Source organism: Curtobacterium sp. AC273 (genome assembly GCF_979253735.1).
In genome coordinates, this window is record NZ_CEEDDU010000013.1 from 144,967 (window position 1) to 163,117 (window position 18,151).

At 71.2% G+C, this 18,151-nt stretch carries 15 protein-coding genes and 8 pseudogenes; 1 reads left to right on the forward strand and 22 read right to left on the reverse strand.

What is annotated here, in order from left to right; translation table 11 throughout:
- Window positions 1-612 (forward strand): class I SAM-dependent methyltransferase, encoded by a 612-nt coding sequence (locus tag ACZ8AI_RS20710; RefSeq protein ID WP_464859681.1) that lies wholly within the window; start codon window positions 1-3, stop codon window positions 610-612.
- A 155-nt stretch (window positions 613-767) separates the two neighbouring features.
- Here ACZ8AI_RS20710 and dapF read toward each other — a convergent pair whose 3' ends face one another.
- The 22 genes and pseudogenes from dapF to ACZ8AI_RS20820 form a co-directional block, all read right to left on the reverse strand.
- Window positions 768-1,658 (reverse strand): diaminopimelate epimerase, encoded by an 891-nt coding sequence (gene dapF / locus ACZ8AI_RS20715; RefSeq protein WP_464859682.1) that lies wholly within the window; start codon window positions 1,656-1,658, stop codon window positions 768-770.
- The gene (gene miaA / locus ACZ8AI_RS20720; RefSeq protein WP_464859728.1) at window positions 1,655-2,566 is read right to left on the reverse strand and encodes a tRNA (adenosine(37)-N6)-dimethylallyltransferase MiaA; all 912 of its coding nucleotides are present in this window, start codon (window positions 2,564-2,566) and stop codon (window positions 1,655-1,657) included. The genes dapF and miaA overlap by 4 nt, the downstream gene beginning before the upstream one ends.
- 100 nt (window positions 2,567-2,666) lie before the next feature.
- A complete protein-coding gene (gene miaB, locus ACZ8AI_RS20725) occupies window positions 2,667-4,160 on the reverse strand; it encodes a tRNA (N6-isopentenyl adenosine(37)-C2)-methylthiotransferase MiaB (RefSeq protein ID WP_464859683.1) in 1,494 nt (497 codons plus the stop codon).
- A 70-nt stretch (window positions 4,161-4,230) separates the two neighbouring features.
- A complete protein-coding gene (locus ACZ8AI_RS20730) occupies window positions 4,231-4,953 on the reverse strand; it encodes a regulatory protein RecX (RefSeq protein ID WP_464859684.1) in 723 nt (240 codons plus the stop codon).
- A 183-nt stretch (window positions 4,954-5,136) separates the two neighbouring features.
- Window positions 5,137-6,202, reverse strand: a pseudogene (gene recA / locus ACZ8AI_RS20735) (recombinase RecA).
- 270 nt (window positions 6,203-6,472) lie between these two features.
- Complete coding sequence (locus tag ACZ8AI_RS20740) at window positions 6,473-6,697, reverse strand: DUF3046 domain-containing protein (RefSeq protein WP_071293810.1); 225 nt, start codon at window positions 6,695-6,697, stop codon at window positions 6,473-6,475.
- Window positions 6,698-6,790: 93 nt separating this feature from the next.
- Complete coding sequence (locus tag ACZ8AI_RS20745) at window positions 6,791-7,099, reverse strand: helix-turn-helix domain-containing protein (RefSeq protein ID WP_058742950.1); 309 nt, start codon at window positions 7,097-7,099, stop codon at window positions 6,791-6,793.
- Between the two features lie 154 nt (window positions 7,100-7,253).
- Window positions 7,254-7,793 (reverse strand): CinA family protein, encoded by a 540-nt coding sequence (locus tag ACZ8AI_RS20750; RefSeq protein WP_464859729.1) that lies wholly within the window; start codon window positions 7,791-7,793, stop codon window positions 7,254-7,256.
- A pseudogene (gene pgsA, locus ACZ8AI_RS20755) lies at window positions 7,766-8,420 on the reverse strand (CDP-diacylglycerol--glycerol-3-phosphate 3-phosphatidyltransferase). Before pgsA ends, ACZ8AI_RS20750 begins: the two are co-directional and overlap by 28 nt.
- 13 nt (window positions 8,421-8,433) lie before the next feature.
- A pseudogene (locus tag ACZ8AI_RS20760) lies at window positions 8,434-11,354 on the reverse strand (FtsK/SpoIIIE family DNA translocase); the annotation flags it as partial.
- 22 nt (window positions 11,355-11,376) lie between these two features.
- The gene (locus ACZ8AI_RS20765) at window positions 11,377-12,036 is read right to left on the reverse strand and encodes an ABC transporter permease (protein WP_464859685.1); all 660 of its coding nucleotides are present in this window, start codon (window positions 12,034-12,036) and stop codon (window positions 11,377-11,379) included.
- A gap of 118 nt (window positions 12,037-12,154) precedes the next feature.
- Window positions 12,155-12,790 (reverse strand): annotated as a pseudogene (locus tag ACZ8AI_RS20770) (ABC transporter permease); the annotation flags it as partial.
- A gap of 28 nt (window positions 12,791-12,818) precedes the next feature.
- Window positions 12,819-13,455 (reverse strand): annotated as a pseudogene (locus ACZ8AI_RS20775) (ABC transporter ATP-binding protein); the annotation flags it as partial.
- Complete coding sequence (locus ACZ8AI_RS20780; protein WP_464859686.1) at window positions 13,452-13,892, reverse strand: hypothetical protein; 441 nt, start codon at window positions 13,890-13,892, stop codon at window positions 13,452-13,454. The gene ACZ8AI_RS20780 and the pseudogene ACZ8AI_RS20775, both read right to left, overlap by 4 nt.
- A 22-nt stretch (window positions 13,893-13,914) precedes the next feature.
- Window positions 13,915-14,106 (reverse strand): hypothetical protein, encoded by a 192-nt coding sequence (locus tag ACZ8AI_RS20785; protein WP_464859687.1) that lies wholly within the window; start codon window positions 14,104-14,106, stop codon window positions 13,915-13,917.
- On the reverse strand, window positions 14,103-14,471 hold the full coding sequence (locus ACZ8AI_RS20790) for a hypothetical protein (protein WP_464859688.1): 369 nt from the start codon (window positions 14,469-14,471) through the stop codon (window positions 14,103-14,105). The genes ACZ8AI_RS20785 and ACZ8AI_RS20790 overlap by 4 nt, the downstream gene beginning before the upstream one ends.
- Window positions 14,472-14,506: 35 nt before the next feature.
- Complete coding sequence (locus tag ACZ8AI_RS20795) at window positions 14,507-15,289, reverse strand: MBL fold metallo-hydrolase RNA specificity domain-containing protein (protein ID WP_464859689.1); 783 nt, start codon at window positions 15,287-15,289, stop codon at window positions 14,507-14,509.
- Between the two features lie 103 nt (window positions 15,290-15,392).
- Window positions 15,393-15,464: pseudogene (locus tag ACZ8AI_RS20800) on the reverse strand (hypothetical protein); the annotation flags it as partial.
- Window positions 15,461-16,024 carry a hypothetical protein gene (locus tag ACZ8AI_RS20805; RefSeq protein ID WP_464859690.1) on the reverse strand — a complete coding sequence of 188 codons (564 nt, stop codon included), beginning with the start codon at window positions 16,022-16,024 and terminating at the stop codon, window positions 15,461-15,463. The pseudogene ACZ8AI_RS20800 and the gene ACZ8AI_RS20805, both read right to left, overlap by 4 nt.
- A 40-nt stretch (window positions 16,025-16,064) precedes the next feature.
- Window positions 16,065-16,178, reverse strand: a pseudogene (locus tag ACZ8AI_RS20810) (MBL fold metallo-hydrolase); the annotation flags it as partial.
- A gap of 283 nt (window positions 16,179-16,461) precedes the next feature.
- Window positions 16,462-17,434: pseudogene (gene dapA / locus ACZ8AI_RS20815) on the reverse strand (4-hydroxy-tetrahydrodipicolinate synthase).
- A 3-nt stretch (window positions 17,435-17,437) separates the two neighbouring features.
- Window positions 17,438-18,133: a dihydrofolate reductase gene (locus ACZ8AI_RS20820; RefSeq protein WP_464859691.1), complete on the reverse strand. Its 696-nt coding sequence runs from the start codon at window positions 18,131-18,133 to the stop codon at window positions 17,438-17,440.
- Window positions 18,134-18,151: the final 18 nt, after the last annotated feature.

Sequence of the window (18,151 nt, forward strand, 5' to 3'; positions counted from 1 at the left end):
ATGGCGAACGACCACTACTTCTCTGCGAGTCCGGAGAGCGATGCTCGGCCTCGCCAGATCACCGTCACCCTCGCGGGCCGGACCCTCACGCTGACCACCGCGGCCGGCGTGTTCAGCCCCGACGGTCTCGACCGTGGTACCCGCGTCCTGCTCGGCTCCGTCCCGCCACCGGCGTCCGACGGCGCGCTCCTCGACGTCGGCTGCGGCTGGGGCCCGATCGCGATCACCATGGCGCTCCAGTCCCCCGACGCGCAGGTCTGGGGCGTGGACGTCAACGAACGGGTCCTCGGCCTCGCCCGGGCGAACGCCGCGGCTGCCGGAGCCGGGAACGTCTCGATCGCGCTGCCGGACGACGTCCCGGCAGACCTGCGGTTCCGGACGATCTGGTCGAACCCGCCGATCCGTGTCGGCAAGGACGAACTGCACCAGATCCTGCTCACCTGGCTCCCCCGGCTCGAGGTCGGCGGCGACGCCTGGCTCGTCGTGTCGAAGGACCTCGGCGGCGACTCGCTGCAGCGCTGGCTGCGGGACACGCTCGACGACGGCTTCCACGTCACGCGCGCCACGACGGACAAGGGCTTCCGCGTCCTGCGGGTGCACCGCACCGCCTGAGCGCCGCGTCCCCGAGACGGACCGCCGCCGCCTCTCCTTCGACGCACCACGGACGTCAGCCTGGAGGCACGACCCACCGCACCGACGTCGGTGACGCTGGGCGGGCCTCCCGTCCGCCCACCGTGGTCGCGTCCGGTGGACACGCGCCGACGGGATCAGACCGTCAGGTCACCCGAGAAGACGAGCTCCGCCGGACCGGAGAGCGAGACGTGCTCGCCGTCCTCCGCCGCGAACATGCGGACCGTGACGACACCGCCGGGCACGCGCACGCGCCAGGTGTCCGGCGCACCGTTGCCGGCCCAGTGGCGGGTCGCGAGGGCCGCGGCCACCGCGCCGGTGCCGCACGACAGCGTCTCGCCGCTGCCCCGCTCGTGCACGCGCATCGTGATCTCGCCCACGCCGTCCTTGATGAGCGGGTCACCGGGCAGGACGAACTCGACGTTCGCTCCGGCAGCGGGCAGCGGGTCGAGCACGGGGATGTACGTGAGGTCGACGTCCGCGAGCTCGTCCTCCGTCGCGAGGGCGACCACGACGTGCGGGTTGCCGACGTCGATGCCGAGGCCCGGGCGCGCACGGTCGAGGTTCTTCGCGCGCACCAGGACGTCGTCCGCGCCGCCGCCCTCGATGCCGAGCCCCCAGCGGCCGAGGTCGGCCGAGAAGCCGTTCGTGGTGCGCTGGACGTCGACCAGGCCCTTGCGGCTACCGACCGTCAGGGTCTCTCCCGGGGCGAGGTCGACCAGGCCGGACTCGGTGAGGTACCGGGCGAACACGCGGATGCCGTTGCCGCACATCTCGGCGACCGAGCCGTCGGCGTTGTGGTAGTCCATGAACCAGGTCGCGGCGGGCTCGACGGCGACGAGCGCCCGACCCTCCGGCAGTGCTTCGGACCGCACGGCGCGGATGACGCCGTCGCCGCCGACGCCGAACCGCCGGTCCGCGATGGCCCGGATGCGGTCGGGGGTCAAGTCGACCGTGGCGTCGGGGTCGGCGAACAGGACGAAGTCGTTGCCGGTCCCCTGGCCCTTGGTGAAGTGCAGCTCGGTCACGGGACGATCCTACGGGCAGCGTCCGTCAGCGCGGCGCGGTCGGCGCCGGTGACGTCGAGGACCTCGGCGTCGGCGTACCGGCGGAACCACGAGACCTGGCGACGGGCGTACTTGCGGGTCGCGATCCCGGTCGCCTCCACCGCCTGCTCGACGGTCGCGTCGCCGTGCAGCACCTCGAGGGCCTGCGAGTACCCGATCGCGGCTCGGGCCGTCCGGCCCTGCTCCAGCCCGCGGTCGCGGAGCGCGCGGACCTCGTCCACCAGGCCCGCGTCGAACATCCGGGCGGCACGCTGGTGCAGCGCCTCGACGAGCTGCGCGCGGTCGCGGTGCAGGTGCAGGATCCGCGCGGGTCGCCAGGGGCGGGGCACGGACGGGAGGCTCGGGGTCACCACCTCGGATCGGCTCGCGATCTCGAGTGCGCGGATCAACCGCCGCGGGTTGCGCGCGTCGATGGTCGCTGCGGCCGTCGGGTCGAGGGTGCGCAGCCGTTCGAGCAGGATGCCCGGGCCGAGTTCGTCGTGCTCGCGCTCGAGGCGTGCGCGGAGCTCCGGGTCGGTCCCGGGGAACGCCAGGTCGAACAGGACCGCCGAGACGTACAGCCCGCTGCCGCCGACGAGTACCGCGACGCCGCCCCGCGCCTGGATCGCCGCGACGTCGGCTCGGGCGTCGCGCTGGTACGCGGCGACGCTCGCCTCGTCGGTCACGTCGAGCACGTCGAGCTGGTGGTGCGGGATGCCGTGCCGCTCGTCCGGCGGGAGCTTCGCCGTACCGATGTCCATGCCGCGGTAGAGCTGCATGGCGTCGGCGTTGACGATCTCGGCGTCGCGTCCGGCAGCGCGGAGCCGTTCGGCGATCGCGATGCCGAGGTCGGACTTGCCCGTGCCCGTGGCGCCGACGACCGCGATCAGGGCGTCGGGACCGGCCGCGTCCGTGGGATCGACCGCGCCGGTTGCGCCCGCGGGACCGGTCCCGTCAGCGGGCCCCGTCCCGTCAGCGGGCCCCTTCCCGTCAGCGGCCGACACGGACGGTCGGCAGCCCGAGGGAGACCGCACGCGCACCCTCGCTGGGCGCAGGCGGGGTCGGGACGCCGCAGCTCTCGGCCTGGGCACGGTCCCACGCGTCGCCGGCGCGGGTGCGACGGATCGGCAGTGGGCCCGCGTTGTCGGCGATGAGGAAGTGCGGGGCGGACCGGGTCACCTCGACCGTGACGACGTCGCCCGGGCGCGGCACGTCGGAACCCTCGGGGACGGCGAAGTGCACGAGACGGGAGTCCTCCGCGCGGCCGGACAGGCGGTGCGTCGCCTCGTCCTTCTTCCCCTCGCCGGTGGCGACGAGCACCTCGACGCGACGGCCGACCTGCTTCGCGTTCTCCTCCGCGGTGATGTGCTCCTGCAGGGCGACGAGCCGTTCGTAGCGCTCCTGCACGACGTGCTTCGGCAGCTGCTCGTCCATCGTCGCCGCAGGCGTACCCGGTCGGATCGAGTACTGGAAGGTGAAGGCCGACGCGAACCGGGACTGCTCGACGACGCGCAGGGTGTCCTCGAAGTCCTGCTCGGTCTCGCCGGGGAACCCGACGATGATGTCCGTCGAGATCGCCGCGTTCGGGATCTTCGCGCGGACGCGGTCGAGGATGCCGAGGAACCGCTCGCTCCGGTAGCTCCGACGCATCGCCTTGAGGATCCGGTCGGACCCGGACTGCAGCGGCATGTGCAGCTGCGGCATGACGTTCGGCGTCTCGGCCATCGCGTCGATGACGTCGTCGGTGAAGGCGGCCGGGTGCGGGCTGGTGAACCGCACGCGTTCGAGACCGTCGATCTGCCCTGCCGCGCGGAGCAGCTTGCCGAACGCCTGCCGGTCACCGAACTCGACGCCGTAGGAGTTCACGTTCTGGCCGAGCAGGGTGACCTCGATCGCACCGTCGTCGACGAGCGCCTGGATCTCGGCGAGGACGTCCCCGGGGCGACGGTCCTTCTCCTTACCGCGGAGCGACGGCACGATGCAGAACGTGCAGGTGTTGTTGCAGCCGACGGAGATCGACACCCAGCCACTGTGCGTCGAGTCGCGCTTCGTCGGGAGTGTCGAGGGGAACACGTCCAGCGCCTCGAGGATCTCGATCTGCGCTTCGTCGTTGTGACGCGACCGCTCGAGCAGCGTCGGCAGCGACCCCATGTTGTGCGTGCCGAACACCACGTCGACCCACGGCGCCTTCTCGAGGATGACGTTCTTGTCCTTCTGCGCCAGGCACCCGCCCACGGCGATCTGCATGCCGGGGTGCTCGCGCTTGATGCCGGCGAGCTGCCCGAGGTTGCCGTAGAGGCGGTTGTCGGCGTTCTCACGCACGGCGCAGGTGTTGATGACGACGACGTCGGCCTGCTCGCCGTCGGCCGCGACGTACCCGGCGGCCTGGAGCGAACCGCTCAGCCGCTCGGAGTCGTGCACGTTCATCTGGCACCCGTAGGTGCGGACTTCGTAGGTGCGGGGGCGCGCTTCGAGGGTGGCCATGGTCGTCCCAGTGTAAATCGGACCACGCACAGACCAAGTGCGGACCACGCACGGATGGGCGCGGTGCGGGTTACTCGAACCGCACGGGCCCGCGAGGCCCGCCCTTCGGCCGCCCGCCGCCGTCGAGCGCTCGCTCCACCGCGATCCGGACGACGCCGCCGTTGTAGCCCTTGCGCATCAGGAACCCGGAGAGTCGGCGTTCGGCGGTCGCCCGGTCGAGCCCGCGCAACTGCCCCGCACGCTTCTGCGCGAGCTCGATGGCACGCACGAACTCGTCGTCCTCGTCGTCGGCCGCGGCCTCGAGCGCCGCGTCGATGGCGGCTTGGTCGATGCCCCGGCGTCGGAGTTCCGCGACCACACCCTGCCGGCCGAGGCCCTTCCGGTCGTGCAGACGGTCGACGAGGTCGGTCGCGAGGGCGACGTCGTCGACCAGGCCGACCCGGGTGAGCCGCTCGATCTCGTACTCGACCACGTCGGCGTCGAGGTCGTTCTCGGCGAGCATCTTCCGGAGCTCGGACTCGCTCACGCCCTTGCGGCTCAACGCGCGCATGCTCAGTCGCTCGGCGTCGGCCCGCTGCTCGTCGATCGGGCGCGGGGCGTCGGCCGGGTCGATCTCGGCGCCGGAGTCGATGGCGAACACCGACGCGGTCGAGGCGTCGGCGGTCGAGTCCTCGTCGTAGCCGTCCTGTTCGGCGCGGGCGGTGCGGCCGCTCCCGTCACCGACGACCGGCGACAGCCAGTCTGCTCTGGGCGCGCGCGCCCTGGATCGGCAGCGGCACGGGGGTGTCGGCATCGGCGTCCTGCGACCGCACGCTCGCCGACGGCGCGTCGACGCCCGTTCCCCAACTCGGATCCGAGGGGTCCGGTACCGAGGTGGGGGCAGGAGCGGGAGCAGGAGCCGCGGCCCGACGACGGGACCGCGCACCGAACAGGTCGGTGACCGGTGCGAGGTCCTCGTCGTCGTGGTGGTCGGTCGTCACGCGCCCTTGCGCTCCGCGATCTTCGGCGCGATCGACTCGACGGGTGCGTCAGCCTCGGCCTTCGCCGCGCCGACACCGAGCTTCGCGAGGATCTTGCCCTCGATCTCGGCGGCGATCTCCGGGTTCTGGATCAGGAAGGACCGCGAGTTCTCCTTGCCCTGGCCGAGCTGGTCACCGTCGTAGGTGTACCAGGCACCCGACTTCTTGACGATGCCGTGGTCGACACCGAAGTCGAGCAGCGAGCCCTCTCGCGAGATGCCGACGCCGTACAGGATGTCGAACTCGGCCTGCTTGAAGGGCGGCGCCATCTTGTTCTTGACGACCTTGACGCGGGTGCGGTTGCCGACGGCGTCCGTCCCGCTCTTGAGCGTCTCGATACGGCGGATGTCGAGTCGGACGGACGCGTAGAACTTCAGCGCCTTACCGCCGGACGTGGTCTCCGGCGAACCGAAGAACACGCCGATCTTCTCGCGCAGCTGGTTGATGAAGATCATCGTGGTCTGGGTCTGGTTCAGCCCACCGGCGAGCTTGCGCAGCGCCTGGGACATGAGTCGGGCCTGCAGGCCGACGTGCGAGTCGCCCATCTCGCCCTCGATCTCGGCACGGGGCACGAGGGCCGCGACGGAGTCGATCACGATGAGGTCGATGGAGCCGGAGCGGACGAGCATGTCCGCGATCTCGAGCGCCTGCTCGGCGGTGTCGGGCTGCGACACCAGGAGGGCGTCGATGTCGACACCGAGCTTCTTGGCGTACTCGGGGTCGAGCGCGTGCTCGGCGTCGATGAACGCCGCGATGCCGCCGGCACGCTGGGCGTTGGCGATCGCGTGGATGGTCAGGGTCGTCTTACCCGAGGACTCCGGGCCGTAGATCTCGACGATGCGGCCGCGGGGAAGTCCGCCGATGCCGAGCGCGACGTCGAGCGCCACCGACCCGGTCTGGATGACGTTGACCGGGGCGCGGTCGTCCGACCCGAGGCGCATGATCGCACCCTTGCCGAACTGCTCTGTCGATCTGGGCGAGTGCGGTCTCGAGGGCCTTCTCGCGGTCTGCCGGTGATGGCATGGGGTGCTCCTTCTTGCTCGGTGTCGGCCGCCTGTAGGCTGTCGCGTCCACACCGGCCGATGGTGCAAGGCCAGTGGTTCTGCGACAAGGCTTCGGGCTGTTCCCGTTGACTCCGAACCTAGGGCGGGCCACCGACATCACTGCCGTCAGCCGCGCGATCTGTGGACGAACTCCTCGAACAGCGCCGATGTGGAGGAAGCTACCACCGATCGAACACGCGTTCGAGCAACACGCCGAACACGTGTTCGGACGCGCTGGTCGTCCTCCGGGTCAGTCCCGGGGCTCCGCCAGACCCTTGCCGTGCCGCTTGTCGAGCGGGACGTCCTGCGAGTCGCAGAGCGCCTCCCACACCCGGCGCGCGTCGATGCCGGCGTCGAGCGCGTCGGCCGCCGACCGCCCACCGAGCTCCTCGAGCACCACGTCACGACTGACCACGGCACCGTAGGCGTCACCGAACACCTGGTCGACGGCCCGCCAGAACTCACTCACCCGCATCGTTCCAGCGTAACGAGCACGACCGGTGCGGACGGACCGGAACGACGAACGCCCCGCCGGCAGGACCGGCGGGGGCGTTCGGGAGCGGTGGCGTCAGCGCACCGCGAGGTCGTTGTCGAACTCGGCGACGAGGTCGTCGGGGAGCGTGTCGGGGACGGGGGTGAGCCCTTCGACCACGGCGAGGCGGTCGCCCACTTCGCGCATGATGGTCGAGATCGGGGTGTCCAGCGCGTCCGCGACGGACGCGAGGATCTCCGAGCTGGCTTCCTTCTGCCCGCGCTCGACCTCGCTGAGGTACCCGAGGGCAACGCTGGCCTTGGACGCGACCTGACGGAGGGTCCGGCCCTTCTGCAAGCGGAAGTCCCGCAGAACGTCGCCGATTTCCTGACGAACGAGAACCATGAGAACTCCTCCTCTCTGTCGTCTCCGCGCCCGCTCGGACCGGATGGCCGAGTTCGGGTTGAGCAACAATAGCGTTGCCGGTTGCAGCATGCTAGCGAGGCCGGCTGCTGTACCGCTGGAGATTGCGTGAGATGTAACCCAGTGGAAACGGGACCTATTCCCGGCCCCGGAGCGTGGACGACATCCGTGCCAGGAGTTCGGAGACGGTGGCGTGCCGGATTGCCTCCCGGTCACCGTCGAGGTGCAGCTCGTACGCCTCGGCACCGTTCGCCGACGCGATCCCGACGAACACCGTCCCCACGGGCATGCCGTCCTGCGGGTCCGGTCCGGCGACACCCGTCGTGCTGATCCCCCACGTCGCCGGCGCTCCGTCGACGGACATCGCGATCCGGACACCGGCTGCCATCTGCCGTGCGACCTCCGGGTCGACCGCGCCCTTCGCGTCGAGGAGGTCGGCGTCGACCCCGAGGAGCTCGTGCTTGATCGGGGTCGCGTAGGCCACGACACCGCCACGGACGACGGCGCTCGCACCGGGGACGTCCACGAGGGTGGCCACGACGAGCCCGCCGGTGAGTGACTCGGCCACGCCGACGGTCTCGCCCTGTGCGGTCAGCTCGGCGATGAGGCCGGGAGCCACGGGCACCGGCACCGGTGCGGGGTCGTCGGTCACGCTGCGCTGCGGTTGTGCTTCCATGCCTGCCAGAGGTAGTCGATGCCGCTCAGGATCGTTGCCAGGAACGCGGCGGTCATCAGGATGCCGTTCACCCAGTGCGCCCACTCGCCCACCAGGTTCCACCACGGGAAGAGCGCGGCGGTCAGCGCCACTGCCTGCCAGTACCGTCTTGATCTTGCCCCCGCGGCTGGCCGGGATCACCCGGTCGGACAGCACCGCGAAGCGGAACACCGTGATGCCGATCTCGCGCACCATGATGAGGACCGTCACGTACCAGGGCAGCTCGGCGAGGATCGACAGCGCGACGAGGGCACCACCGATCAGGACCTTGTCGGCGATCGGGTCGACGAGCTTGCCGAAGTCGGTGACCAGGTTCTGCCGGCGGGCGATGATGCCGTCCGCGCTGTCGGTGACGATGGCCACGACGAAGACGACCGCTGCCCAGATCCGCAGGGGCCCGTCGGCGCCGGCGTCCGCCAGCAGCAGGACGAAGAACAGCGGCGCCATCAGGATGCGCACCACCGTGATGATGTTCGCGACGTTCGCCGTGGACGCCGGACCGGTGCCCTTGCGGAGCAGGCGTCCGCGCCACGGGAACTTGGCGCCGTGCGACGTGTCCGTACCGTTCGAGGCGGTCATCGCACTCACTCCCTGCCCGTCGTCCCCACGCGTCCTCGTCGGGCTCGTCGTCGACCTCACTGTACCCGCGGGTCATGTCCCCCACCGGGTCGGCGCCGTAGCGGTCATCGCCACCGGAGAGCGGCCCGTCGACGGCCGCGGCCGTCGGCGCAGCACCCGCGGGCGGAGCCGCCGGAGCCGGGGGGCTCCTCGCCCCGGAGCTTCGCGAGCACGGACGGCAGCTGGTCGGCGGTGACGAGCACGTCGCGCGCCTTCGACCCCTCGGACGGGCCGACGATGTCACGCGACTCCATGAGGTCCATGAGGCGTCCGGCCTTGGCGAACCCGACGCGCAGCTTGCGCTGGAGCATCGAGGTCGAGCCGAACTGCGTCGACACGACCTGCTCGACCGCGGCCAGCAGCAGCTCGAGGTCGTCACCGATGTCGGCGTCGATCTCCTTGCGCTCCACCACGGCCTGGACGTCCTGCCGGTACTCGGGACGGGCCTGCCGGGTGACGTGCTGGACGACCTCGGCGACCTCGCTCTCGTTCACCCAGGCGCCCTGCACGCGGAGCGACTTCGACGACCCCATCGGCAGGAAGAGCGCGTCGCCCTGCCCGATGAGCTTGTCGGCGCCCGGCTGGTCGAGGATGACCCGGCTGTCCGTGACGCTGGTGACCGCGAACGCGATGCGCGACGGGACGTTCGCCTTGATCAGGCCGGTGATGACGTCGACCGAGGGCGCTGCGTCGCGAGCACGAGGTGGATGCCGGCGGCACGGGCCAGCTGGGTGATGCGGACGATCGACTCCTCGACGTCGCGGGGTGCCACGAGCATGAGGTCGGCGAGCTCGTCCACCACGACGAGCAGGTACGGGTACGGCTTGAGCTTCCGCTCGCTGCCCGCGGGCAGGACGATCTCGTTGTTCTCGATCGCCTTGTTGAAGTCGTCGACGTGGCGGAACCCGAACGACGCGAGGTCGTCGTACCGCATGTCCATCTCCTTCACGACCCACTGCAGCGCCTCGGCCGCCTTCTTCGGGTTCGTGATGATCGGCGTGATGAGGTGCGGGACCCCGGCGTAGATCGAGAGCTCCACGCGCTTCGGATCGACGAGGACCATGCGGACCTCAGACGGCTTCGGCGCGCATGAGGAGCGAGGTGATCATCGAGTTGATGAAGACCGACTTGCCCGACCCGGTCGAGCCGGCGACGAGCAGGTGCGGCATCTTCGCGAGGTTCGCCACGACGAAGCCGCCCTCGACGTCCTTGCCGACGCCGATGGTCATCGGGTGCTTGGACTTCCGAGCGGCGTTCGACCGGAGGACGTCGCCGAGCGACACGGTCTCGCGGTCGGAGTTCGGGATCTCGACGCCGATCGCGCTCTTGCCGGGGATGGGCGAGAGGATGCGGACCTCGTTCGAGGCGACCGCGTACGACAGGTTCTTCGAGACGCGGTGACGCGCTCGACCTTGACGCCCGGGCCGAGCTCGATCTCGTAGCGCGTGACCGTCGGGCCGCGCGAGAAGCCGGTGACCTTCGCGTCGACCTTGAACTCGGTGAGGACGCTCGTGATCGCGGCGACGATGTCGTCGTTCGCCTGGCTGCGTGCGACCGACGGCGAGCCGGAGCTCAGGGTGGTCGCGGCGGGCAGGCGGTAGGGCGCGGACGGGTCCTCGTCGGTGCCGGACATCGGCGGCAGTCCGTCGGCGGCGTCGGCGGCGACGTCGTCTGCCGGGTCCTCGGCCGGGAGGGACGGGGAGACCACCGGGGACACGGACGCGTCCGGACGGATCACCTCGGTGGCGTCGGCGCGGTCCGGCACGACGGTGCCGAAGTCGCGGAGCGCCTGCTCGGCGACCTCGAGGTCGTGCTCGACGGAGTCGTTGAGGTTCACCGACGCGGGCTCGGCGGGGGTATGGTCGATCAGGCCGGCCGCGGCACCCGGGTTCGGGCTCGGGGACGCGGCGGCTGCCGGCACGTCGGGGACCGTCGAGGTCGCGCCCGTGATGACCGGGCTGTCGTAGGCAGGGTCCTCTTCGCGGCCGGACTTGTTCCGGCGCCACCACGGGACGGTGCCGCCGTCCTCGGCGGGCGTCGGCCGCTGCGGCCTCGTCGCCCTCGAAGCCGAGGTCGTCGAAGAGCTGGAAGTTGGTGTCGCCCTTCTTCGCGCGCTTCGTCGACCGCGCTCGTGGTGCAGGAGCCTCGGCCACCTCGGCCTCGGCTTCGGCCGCGGGGGCCGGTGCACCGAACAGGTAGGCGTAGAGCTCGTGCAGCCGTCGGCCGAGCTTGTTCGGCGGGGTCTTCGTGATGATGAACAGGGAGAGCACGAGCAGCACGATCGCGACGGGCACCGCGACCCAGGCCGTGGCGATGGTGACGAGCCACCCGATGACGACCCACCCGATCACCCCGCCGGCCGCGGCGAGCGCGGCATGCCGTCGGCGGCGCTGGGCCGGCCGCCGAACACGTGGCAGAGCGAGGCGATCGACACGAGCAGCAGCCCGAGGCCGATCCCGATGCGGGTGTTGTCGTGCACCGAGGCCGGGTGCCGGAACAGCCAGCCGGCGAAGACGACCATGATCACCGGGAGCGCGAACGCCAGCCGGCCGAAGAGCCCGCCGAACGTGTACGCGTCGAGCGCGACCGAGACGGAGTTCGTCGGGTTGAGCCACCCACCACCGCGCCGGCGATGGCGAGGACGAACAGCAGGAACGGGAAGCCGTCGCGGCGCTGGTCCTTCTCGAGGGTCTCCTTGCCGAGCAGACGGAACATCGCCCCGACGCCGTGCGCCATCGCGAGCCAGAACGTCACGAACGGACTCTGCTCGCGGAACACCGGCGTGGGTGCCGCCTGCGGGAGCTTCTTCGTCGTGGCCTGGGTGCGCGACGGAGCACGCGTCCCGCTTCCACGGGACGACGAGGACGCGCGCGAGCGCGTGGTCGACTTGGTGCCTCCGGCCATGGGCAGAACCCTAATCCCCCTCTCAGGACAAACCGAGGGAGGCCCGCCGCGACGTCCGGGGCGGACGCGGGACGGGCCTCCAGGCCGAGGGCGCGGTCAGTACCGGATCGCGTCGATGACGCCTGACCCGCACCGCGACGATCGCGGGGAGGAACCCGGCGAGCGCGCCGACGAACACCGTAGAGCCCACGCCGACCAGGGCCGCCTCGAGCGGGAACGGCGCCCCGCCGACCTCCACCCCGCTCGTGATGAGCCCGCGGACCGTGTCGTTGCCGAGCACCGCGGCGCCGATCATGACACCGACCCCGCCGGCGACGAGCGTGCCGAGCACGTTCTCGAGGAGCACCGCGACGAAGATCCGACCGGCCGAGGCTCCGACGCCCCGGCGGATGCCGATCTCGCGGATGCGCTGCCGGACGCTGACGAGCGAGACGTTGAGCAGGCCCAGGCCACCGAGTACGAGGACGAGCACCGCGACGCCGGCGATGACGTACCGCATCGCCCCGAGCGGGTCGCCGTCCACCGAGCCGGCGGCGTCCATGCGGGTCGCGTCGACGGACATCCCGTCGCCGACGGCGCGTTCGGCATCGCTGGCGATGCGCTTCGCGAGGGCCTTGCCGCCGGACTCGGGCACCCAGACCTCGAACGACCGCGGGTTGCCGTCGGCCGTCCCCGGGGCCACCGCTCGAGGTCGCCACCGAGTTCGCCAGCTGGTAGAACATCGGGTCGGTGTCGTACTCGGACGAGGTGTACTCGCCGACCACCACGGCGGTGACCCCGGGCGTGCCGGGCAGCCGGACGGTGGGGTGGGTCACGACGTCGGCCCCACCGAGCTGGTCGAGGAACGCCTGGTTCACCACGATCGCGGGTGCGAGGCGCTCGCGGTCGGACTCGGTGAACCACTCCCCCGAGGCCATCCGGAGCCGGTGCATCTCGGCGTACGGCGGATCGACGGTCTGGCCCTGCACCTCGGCGACGCCGTCCGGGAACTGCACCAGGCGGGACGTGTAGGTCGCCTCGGTGGTGTAGCGGACGTCGTACTGGGCGACGGCGGCATCGGAGCTCCCGGTCGAGGGCGTCCGAGGTCGCTGTGTCCGAGGCCGAGCCGCGCGTCGCCGGGGCCGGTCCCCGTCAGGCTGTAGGTCGCGGCCTAACCGCCGTACTGCTCGCTGAACGCCGCGGTGACCCGCTCCGGCCAGGGATCCGAACCCGACCACGACCTGGCCGAGCGGGATCGTGACGCGGCGATCGTGACCCGGATGGAGGCTCGAGGAGGACGATGGCCGTCCGGTGCACGCGGAGCTTCCTTGAGCAGGACCTCGACGGGAGAACGTCCCGACGACGGTGGTCAGCACGCGGTTCACGCGGACACCCCCCGCGCCGGCCACCTCGGCGGCGATCCCCTCGGCCGAGGCCGCTGCGGGGTCCACCACCACCCCGTGGTCGACTCCGGTGCACCACGTCGGCGCGGGCGGCGACCGCGGCGTCGTGCGTGATCGTCATGAGCGCCGCACCGGTCTCGGCCGCGACGGTCTCGAGGAGCTCCATCACGGCACGGCCGGTGTCGACGTCGAGGGCACCGGTCGGCTCGTCGGCGAGGATCAGTCGCGGCTGCCGGACGAGGCGCGGGCGATCGCGACGCGCTGCTGCTCGCCACCGGACAGCCGGTGCGGCTGCGTGTCGCCGCGGTCCGCCAGCCCGACCCGGTCGAGCATCTCGAGCGCGAGCCGCCGACGGTGCCAGAACGCACGACCGGTCGCGTAGAGGAGCGGCACCTCGACGTTCTCGATCGCGGTGCGCCCCTTGCAGCAGGTTGAACTGCTGGAACACGAACCCGACCTCGTCGCCGCGGATGCGGTCACGTCGGAGCGAGCCGGCGCGACCGACGTCCACGCCGTCGAACTCGTGGACGCCCTCGGTCGGGGTGTCGAGCAGACCGAGCACGTTGAGGAGCGTGGACTTGCCGGAGCCGGAACGGCCGACGATGGCCACACGAGGTGCTCGCGTCGACCTCGAGGTCGACGCCACGGAGGATCTCGAGCGGCGAGCCGTCGGGCAGCTCGACCGACTTGCGCAGCCCGCGGACGGAGACCAGGCTCATCCGACCATCACCGAACCGCCGTCGGCGGACTCGTCGTCCTCTGCCTGCTCCTTGCCGGGCACGAACTGCAGGACGGTGTCCCCCTCGTGCAGACCGGACTGCACCTCGACGGTCTCGCCGTCGTTGAGCCCGAGCACGATCGTCCGCTCGGAGCGCTTGCCGGCGTCGTCGAGCACCGTGACGACGCCCTTCTGCGCGGTGCCCTGCACGGCGGTGGTCGGCAGGGTCAGCACGCCCTCGGCCTTGCCGGCGGGCACGGCGACCGTGACCTCGAGGCCCGGGAACACGGTCACCCCGCTCGGCACGTCGCACTCGAGCTGGGTCCCGCCGGCGGCGTCGCCGCCACCGGAGCCGTCGGAGCCGTCGGACCCGTCACCGGCGTCGGACGAGGCACCTGCGAGCCGCCAGCGGCGCTCGTCAGCGACAGGTTCGTGCACGTGAACGGCGCCGGGCCGTCCTTCACGGTGACCGTGGCCTGGACGGCCGGGAGGTCAATCGGTACAGCTGCGCGGCGTCGAGCGTCGCACTCGCGCGGTAGGCCTCGGGCGCGACCTGGGCGACGGTGTTCTCGATCGCGACGGGTTGCTTCGCGACGAGGTCGAGCCCGGACACGGTGCCGGCGGCCGGCGCGACGACGGTCGAGAACGTCACGGTGGGCGGCAGCGGTTCGCCGTCGTCGGTGGTGCCGGTCGGACGGGCCCCACGCGCAGGTCGATCACCGGGGCACCCTGCTCGACGTGGGCGCCGTTCCCGGCGAAGACCTTGTTGACGGTCCCCTCCGCCGACGACCGAACGGCGGTCGAGGCGACCGAGCGGATGGTGCCGGTGGCCTCGACGTCGTTGACGACGTCGCCCTTCTCGACGGTCACGGTCGGGCCGGCGATCTGCCCGGTGGGGACGGTCTCCTCACCCTCGGGCTGGGCCGCGAAGAACGCGAGGTGGACGAGGGCCACCGCGATGGCGGCGAACACGAGGAACTTCAGGCCGGGCCACACCCAGCGACGCAGGACGGTCACACCGGCACACTATTGAGTGACATACCGACAGAACATCATCCTGTGGGATGAACCAGGTTGGCCGACAGGCCGGAAACTCGCGCGCAGCGCGGACCCAGCCACTCGCCGAACCGTGCCGACAGCCCAGACCGGCCGCGTGCTCCGGAACGGACTGGAGGCCCGGTGCACGTCCGTGAGGAACGTGCACCGGGCCTCCTGGCCGGTCTGCAGGCGCGTCGCACCCAGCGGGACCGGCGCGCGGTCGCTACGCCTTCGATGACCACCGGGACGATCATCGGACGGCGGCGGTGCTCGTGTTCACCCAGCGGCCCACCGTGCGGCGGACGACCTGGCTGAACGCGTGGCCGTCGCCCGCCGCTCGCGGCCGCTCGGCCAGGGCCTTGGCGATCTGCGGACGGACGTCGTCGAAGACGGAGTCGTCCTCGGCGAAGCCGCGCGACTGGATCTCCGGGCCGATGACGCACTGGCCGGTCGTGAAGTCGACGGCGCAGAAGACGGAGATGAAGCCCTCCTCCGCCAGGACACGGCGGTCCTTGAGGTCGGCGTCGGTGATCTCGCCGACGGTGGACCTCGTCGACGTAGACGTACCCGATGTCGAGCTGCCCGGCGACGTTCACGACGCCGTCCTTCAGGTCGACGACGATGCCGTCCTGCCCGAGGATCACGTTGCGCGGCGGGACGCCCGTCTGGATCGCCAGGTCGGCGTTCGCGTACAGGTGACGCTGCTCGCCGTGCACCGGCAGGACGTTCCGCGGTCGCAGGATGTTGTAGCAGTAGAGGAGTCGCTCGCCGGCGGATGCGTGCCCGGAGACGTGCACCTTCGCGCTTGCCCTTGTGCACGACCTTCGCGCCGAGCTTCGTCAGCCCGTCGATCACGCGGTAGACGGCGTTCTCGTTGCCCGGGATGAGTGACGACGCGAGGATGACGGTGTCGCCCTCGCCGATCTCGATCTGGTGCTCGAGGTTCGCCATCCGCGCGAGCACGGCCTTCATCGGCCTCGCCCTGGGACCCGGTCGATGTGTAGACGATCTGGCCGCCGGGGACGTTCTTCGCCTTCTTCGTGGTCGATGAGCACGTTCTCCGGCACCCGGAGGTACCTGGAGGTCGGCGGCGGATCGGCCATGGTGCGGATCATCGAGTGCCCGGTGAACGCGACCTTGCGGTTCGCGGCGGCGGCGGCGTCGAGGACCTGCTGCACGCGGTGCACGTGACGACGAGAAGCTCGCCACGACGACCTCCTTGCGGGCGCGCATGATGATGTTCTCGAGCACCGGGCCGATGTCGCGCTCGGGGGCGCGTGTAGTCCGGGACGTCGGCGTTGGTCGAGTCCGGCAGGAACAGGTCGGTCGACGGCCTCGCCGAGCCGCGCGAAGGCACGGAGGTCGGTGATGCGGTCGTCGAGCGGCAGCTGGTCCATCTTGAAGTCGCCGGTGCGGGTGCGACGCACCGGCGGGGTCGTGATCGCGACGGCGAGCGCGTCCGGGATGGAGTGGTTCACGGCGACGAACTCGAGGTGGAACGGGCCGAGCTGCTCGGTCTGGTCCTCGGCCACGACGAGCGTGTACGGCTTGATCCGGTGTTCCTTGAGCTTCGCCTCGACGAGCGCCAGGGTCAGCGTGGAGCCGATCAGCGGGAGGTCGCTGCGGAGTCGGCGTCAGCAGGTACGGGACGGCGCCGATGTGGTCTTCGTGACCGTGGGTGAGCACGACCCCGAGGATGTCGTCGAGGCGGTCCTGGATCGGCGCGAAGTCGGGCAGGATCAGGTCGACGCCCGGCTGGTGCTCCTCGGGGAAGAGGACGCCGGCGTCGACGATGAGCAGCTTTGCCCTCGTACTCGTAGACGGTCATGTTGCGACCGATCTCGCCGAGTTCCCGGATGGGGATCACGCGGAGGGTGCCGGCTTCGAGCGGCTGGGGTTCGGAGATCTGTGTGGGCATTCGGTCCTGCGGATTCGGGCGACGCGCGTGCTGCGCGCCGCGGTTGTTCGGCTAGCGGGTGGTGCCTGGCACCTTCTGGTAGAGCACCGCCGGCCGCTGCGTTGCGGTCGGGGCGGAAGTTCGAGAAGTCGGGTTCGGGATGTCCTTGACGGCTTCGAGGGATGGTCTCGATGGCGTAGGCCTCGGAGTTCTCCGGGCCGACGAGCGGCAGCCGGACGCGCGGGCTGCCGATGCGGCCGAGCCCGTGCAGGATGTACTTCGCCGCGACCGTGCCGGGCACGTGCGTCATCACCGCGCGGACGAGGGGTTCGACGCGCTTGTGCTCGGCGGTCAGTGCGGTGGTGGCGAGGTCACCCCGGTTCACCGCGTCGACGATGGTGCGGTACGGCGTCGACGCGATGTTCGCGGGTGACGCCGATCAGGCCCGTTGCCCTTGATCGACAGGTGCGGGAGCACGTTCATGTCGTCACCGGAGAAGTACATGAGGTCGGTGTTGTTGAGCACCCGCGAGACCTCGGCGAGTCGCCCTTGGCGTCCTTCACGGCGAGGATGTTCGGGTGGTGCGAGGCCTGCACGATCGTCTCGTAGGCGATCGGGATACCGGTGCGGCCGGGGATGTCGTACAGGATCACCGGCAGGTCGGTGGCGTCCGCGATCATCCGGAAGTGGGTGAGTACAACCGGACTGCGTCGGCTTGTTGTAGTACGGCGTGACGATCATGACGCCGTCGGCGCCGGCCCGCTCGCTCTGCTTGCAGAGGTGGATCGCGTGCGCGGTCTCGTTCGAGCCGCCGCCGGTGATGATCTTCGCGCGGCCCGCGGCGACCGACTTGCCGACCTCGACCAGACGGAGCTTCTCCGGGTCGGTCAGGGTGCTGGTCTCGCCGGTCGTGCCGGTCACGACGATGCCGTCGGCACCGGCCGTGATGCAGTCGTCGATGTGCTGCTCGACGCCGGGCCAGTTCGACCTCGCCGTCGGCCGTGAACGGGGTCACGAGGGCGACGAGGACCTGGACCGAAGGGATTCCTCACGCGGGGACACGGGCACCAGCGTACCGGGGATGCGCGCCGGGACCGCCGTCCGTGTGGACGGTGGCCGTCCTGGAGGCACGGATCGCCCCCGTCAGGCGTGTCCTTGCCCGGTGGTCGGCCGGCCGCCGAGCCACGCTGCACTCCCCGTAGCAGACGTCGCGCCCCAGTGTGCGGGGGCGCGACGTTCGCACGGGGCGCGAACGCACGAGAGCGTCAAGCGCGGCGGCGCCACTCGAGGAAGCGGTAGTGGTGTGCCGTCGTTCCGCGACGTTCGCCACGGGCCCTCGTCGACGAAGCGTCCAGTCGCCGCCGAACGCCGGCGCCACGGTGTCGCCGGGCACGTCGAGGTCGACGACCGTCTCGGAGACGTGGTCCGCGAAGGGCAGCCCCGCCGCGTAGACCTGCCCGCCGCCGATGATCCACACCGGCTCGTCCGTGTCGAGCGCGGTCGCCAGGTCGTGCGCCACTTCGGCGCCCTCGGCCGACCACGACCCGTCACGGGTGAGCACGACGTTGCGGCGATCGGGCAGCGGGCGGAAGCGCTCGGGCAGGGACTCTACACGTGCGCCGCCCCATCGCCGACCGTGGCGTCGCCGGTGACCTGCCGGAAGTGCGCGAGGTCCTCGGGCACGTGCCACGGCATCCCGCCGTCGGCGCCGATGACGCCGTTCGTGGACCGCGCCCAGACTCATGCCGACGAAGCCGCGGAC

Bases quoted from the DNA above. Each gene is read 5' to 3' on its own strand.
- ACZ8AI_RS20740 (WP_071293810.1), bottom strand. From the start codon at position 6,697: ATGCGGGTGAGTGAGTTCTGGCGGGCCGTCGACCAGGTGTTCGGTGAC.
- ACZ8AI_RS20730 (WP_464859684.1), bottom strand. From the start codon at position 4,953: ATGCCGACACCCCCGTGCCGCTGCCGATCCAGGGCGCGCGCGCCCAGA.
- ACZ8AI_RS20820 (WP_464859691.1), bottom strand. From the start codon at position 18,133: ATGAGTCTGGGCGCGGTCCACGAACGGCGTCATCGGCGCCGACGGCGG.
- miaB (WP_464859683.1), bottom strand. From the start codon at position 4,160: ATGGCCACCCTCGAAGCGCGCCCCCGCACCTACGAAGTCCGCACCTAC.
- ACZ8AI_RS20750 (WP_464859729.1), bottom strand. From the start codon at position 7,793: ATGGAAGCACAACCGCAGCGCAGCGTGACCGACGACCCCGCACCGGTG.
- ACZ8AI_RS20745 (WP_058742950.1), bottom strand. From the start codon at position 7,099: ATGGTTCTCGTTCGTCAGGAAATCGGCGACGTTCTGCGGGACTTCCGC.
- ACZ8AI_RS20710 (WP_464859681.1), top strand. From the start codon at position 1: ATGGCGAACGACCACTACTTCTCTGCGAGTCCGGAGAGCGATGCTCGG.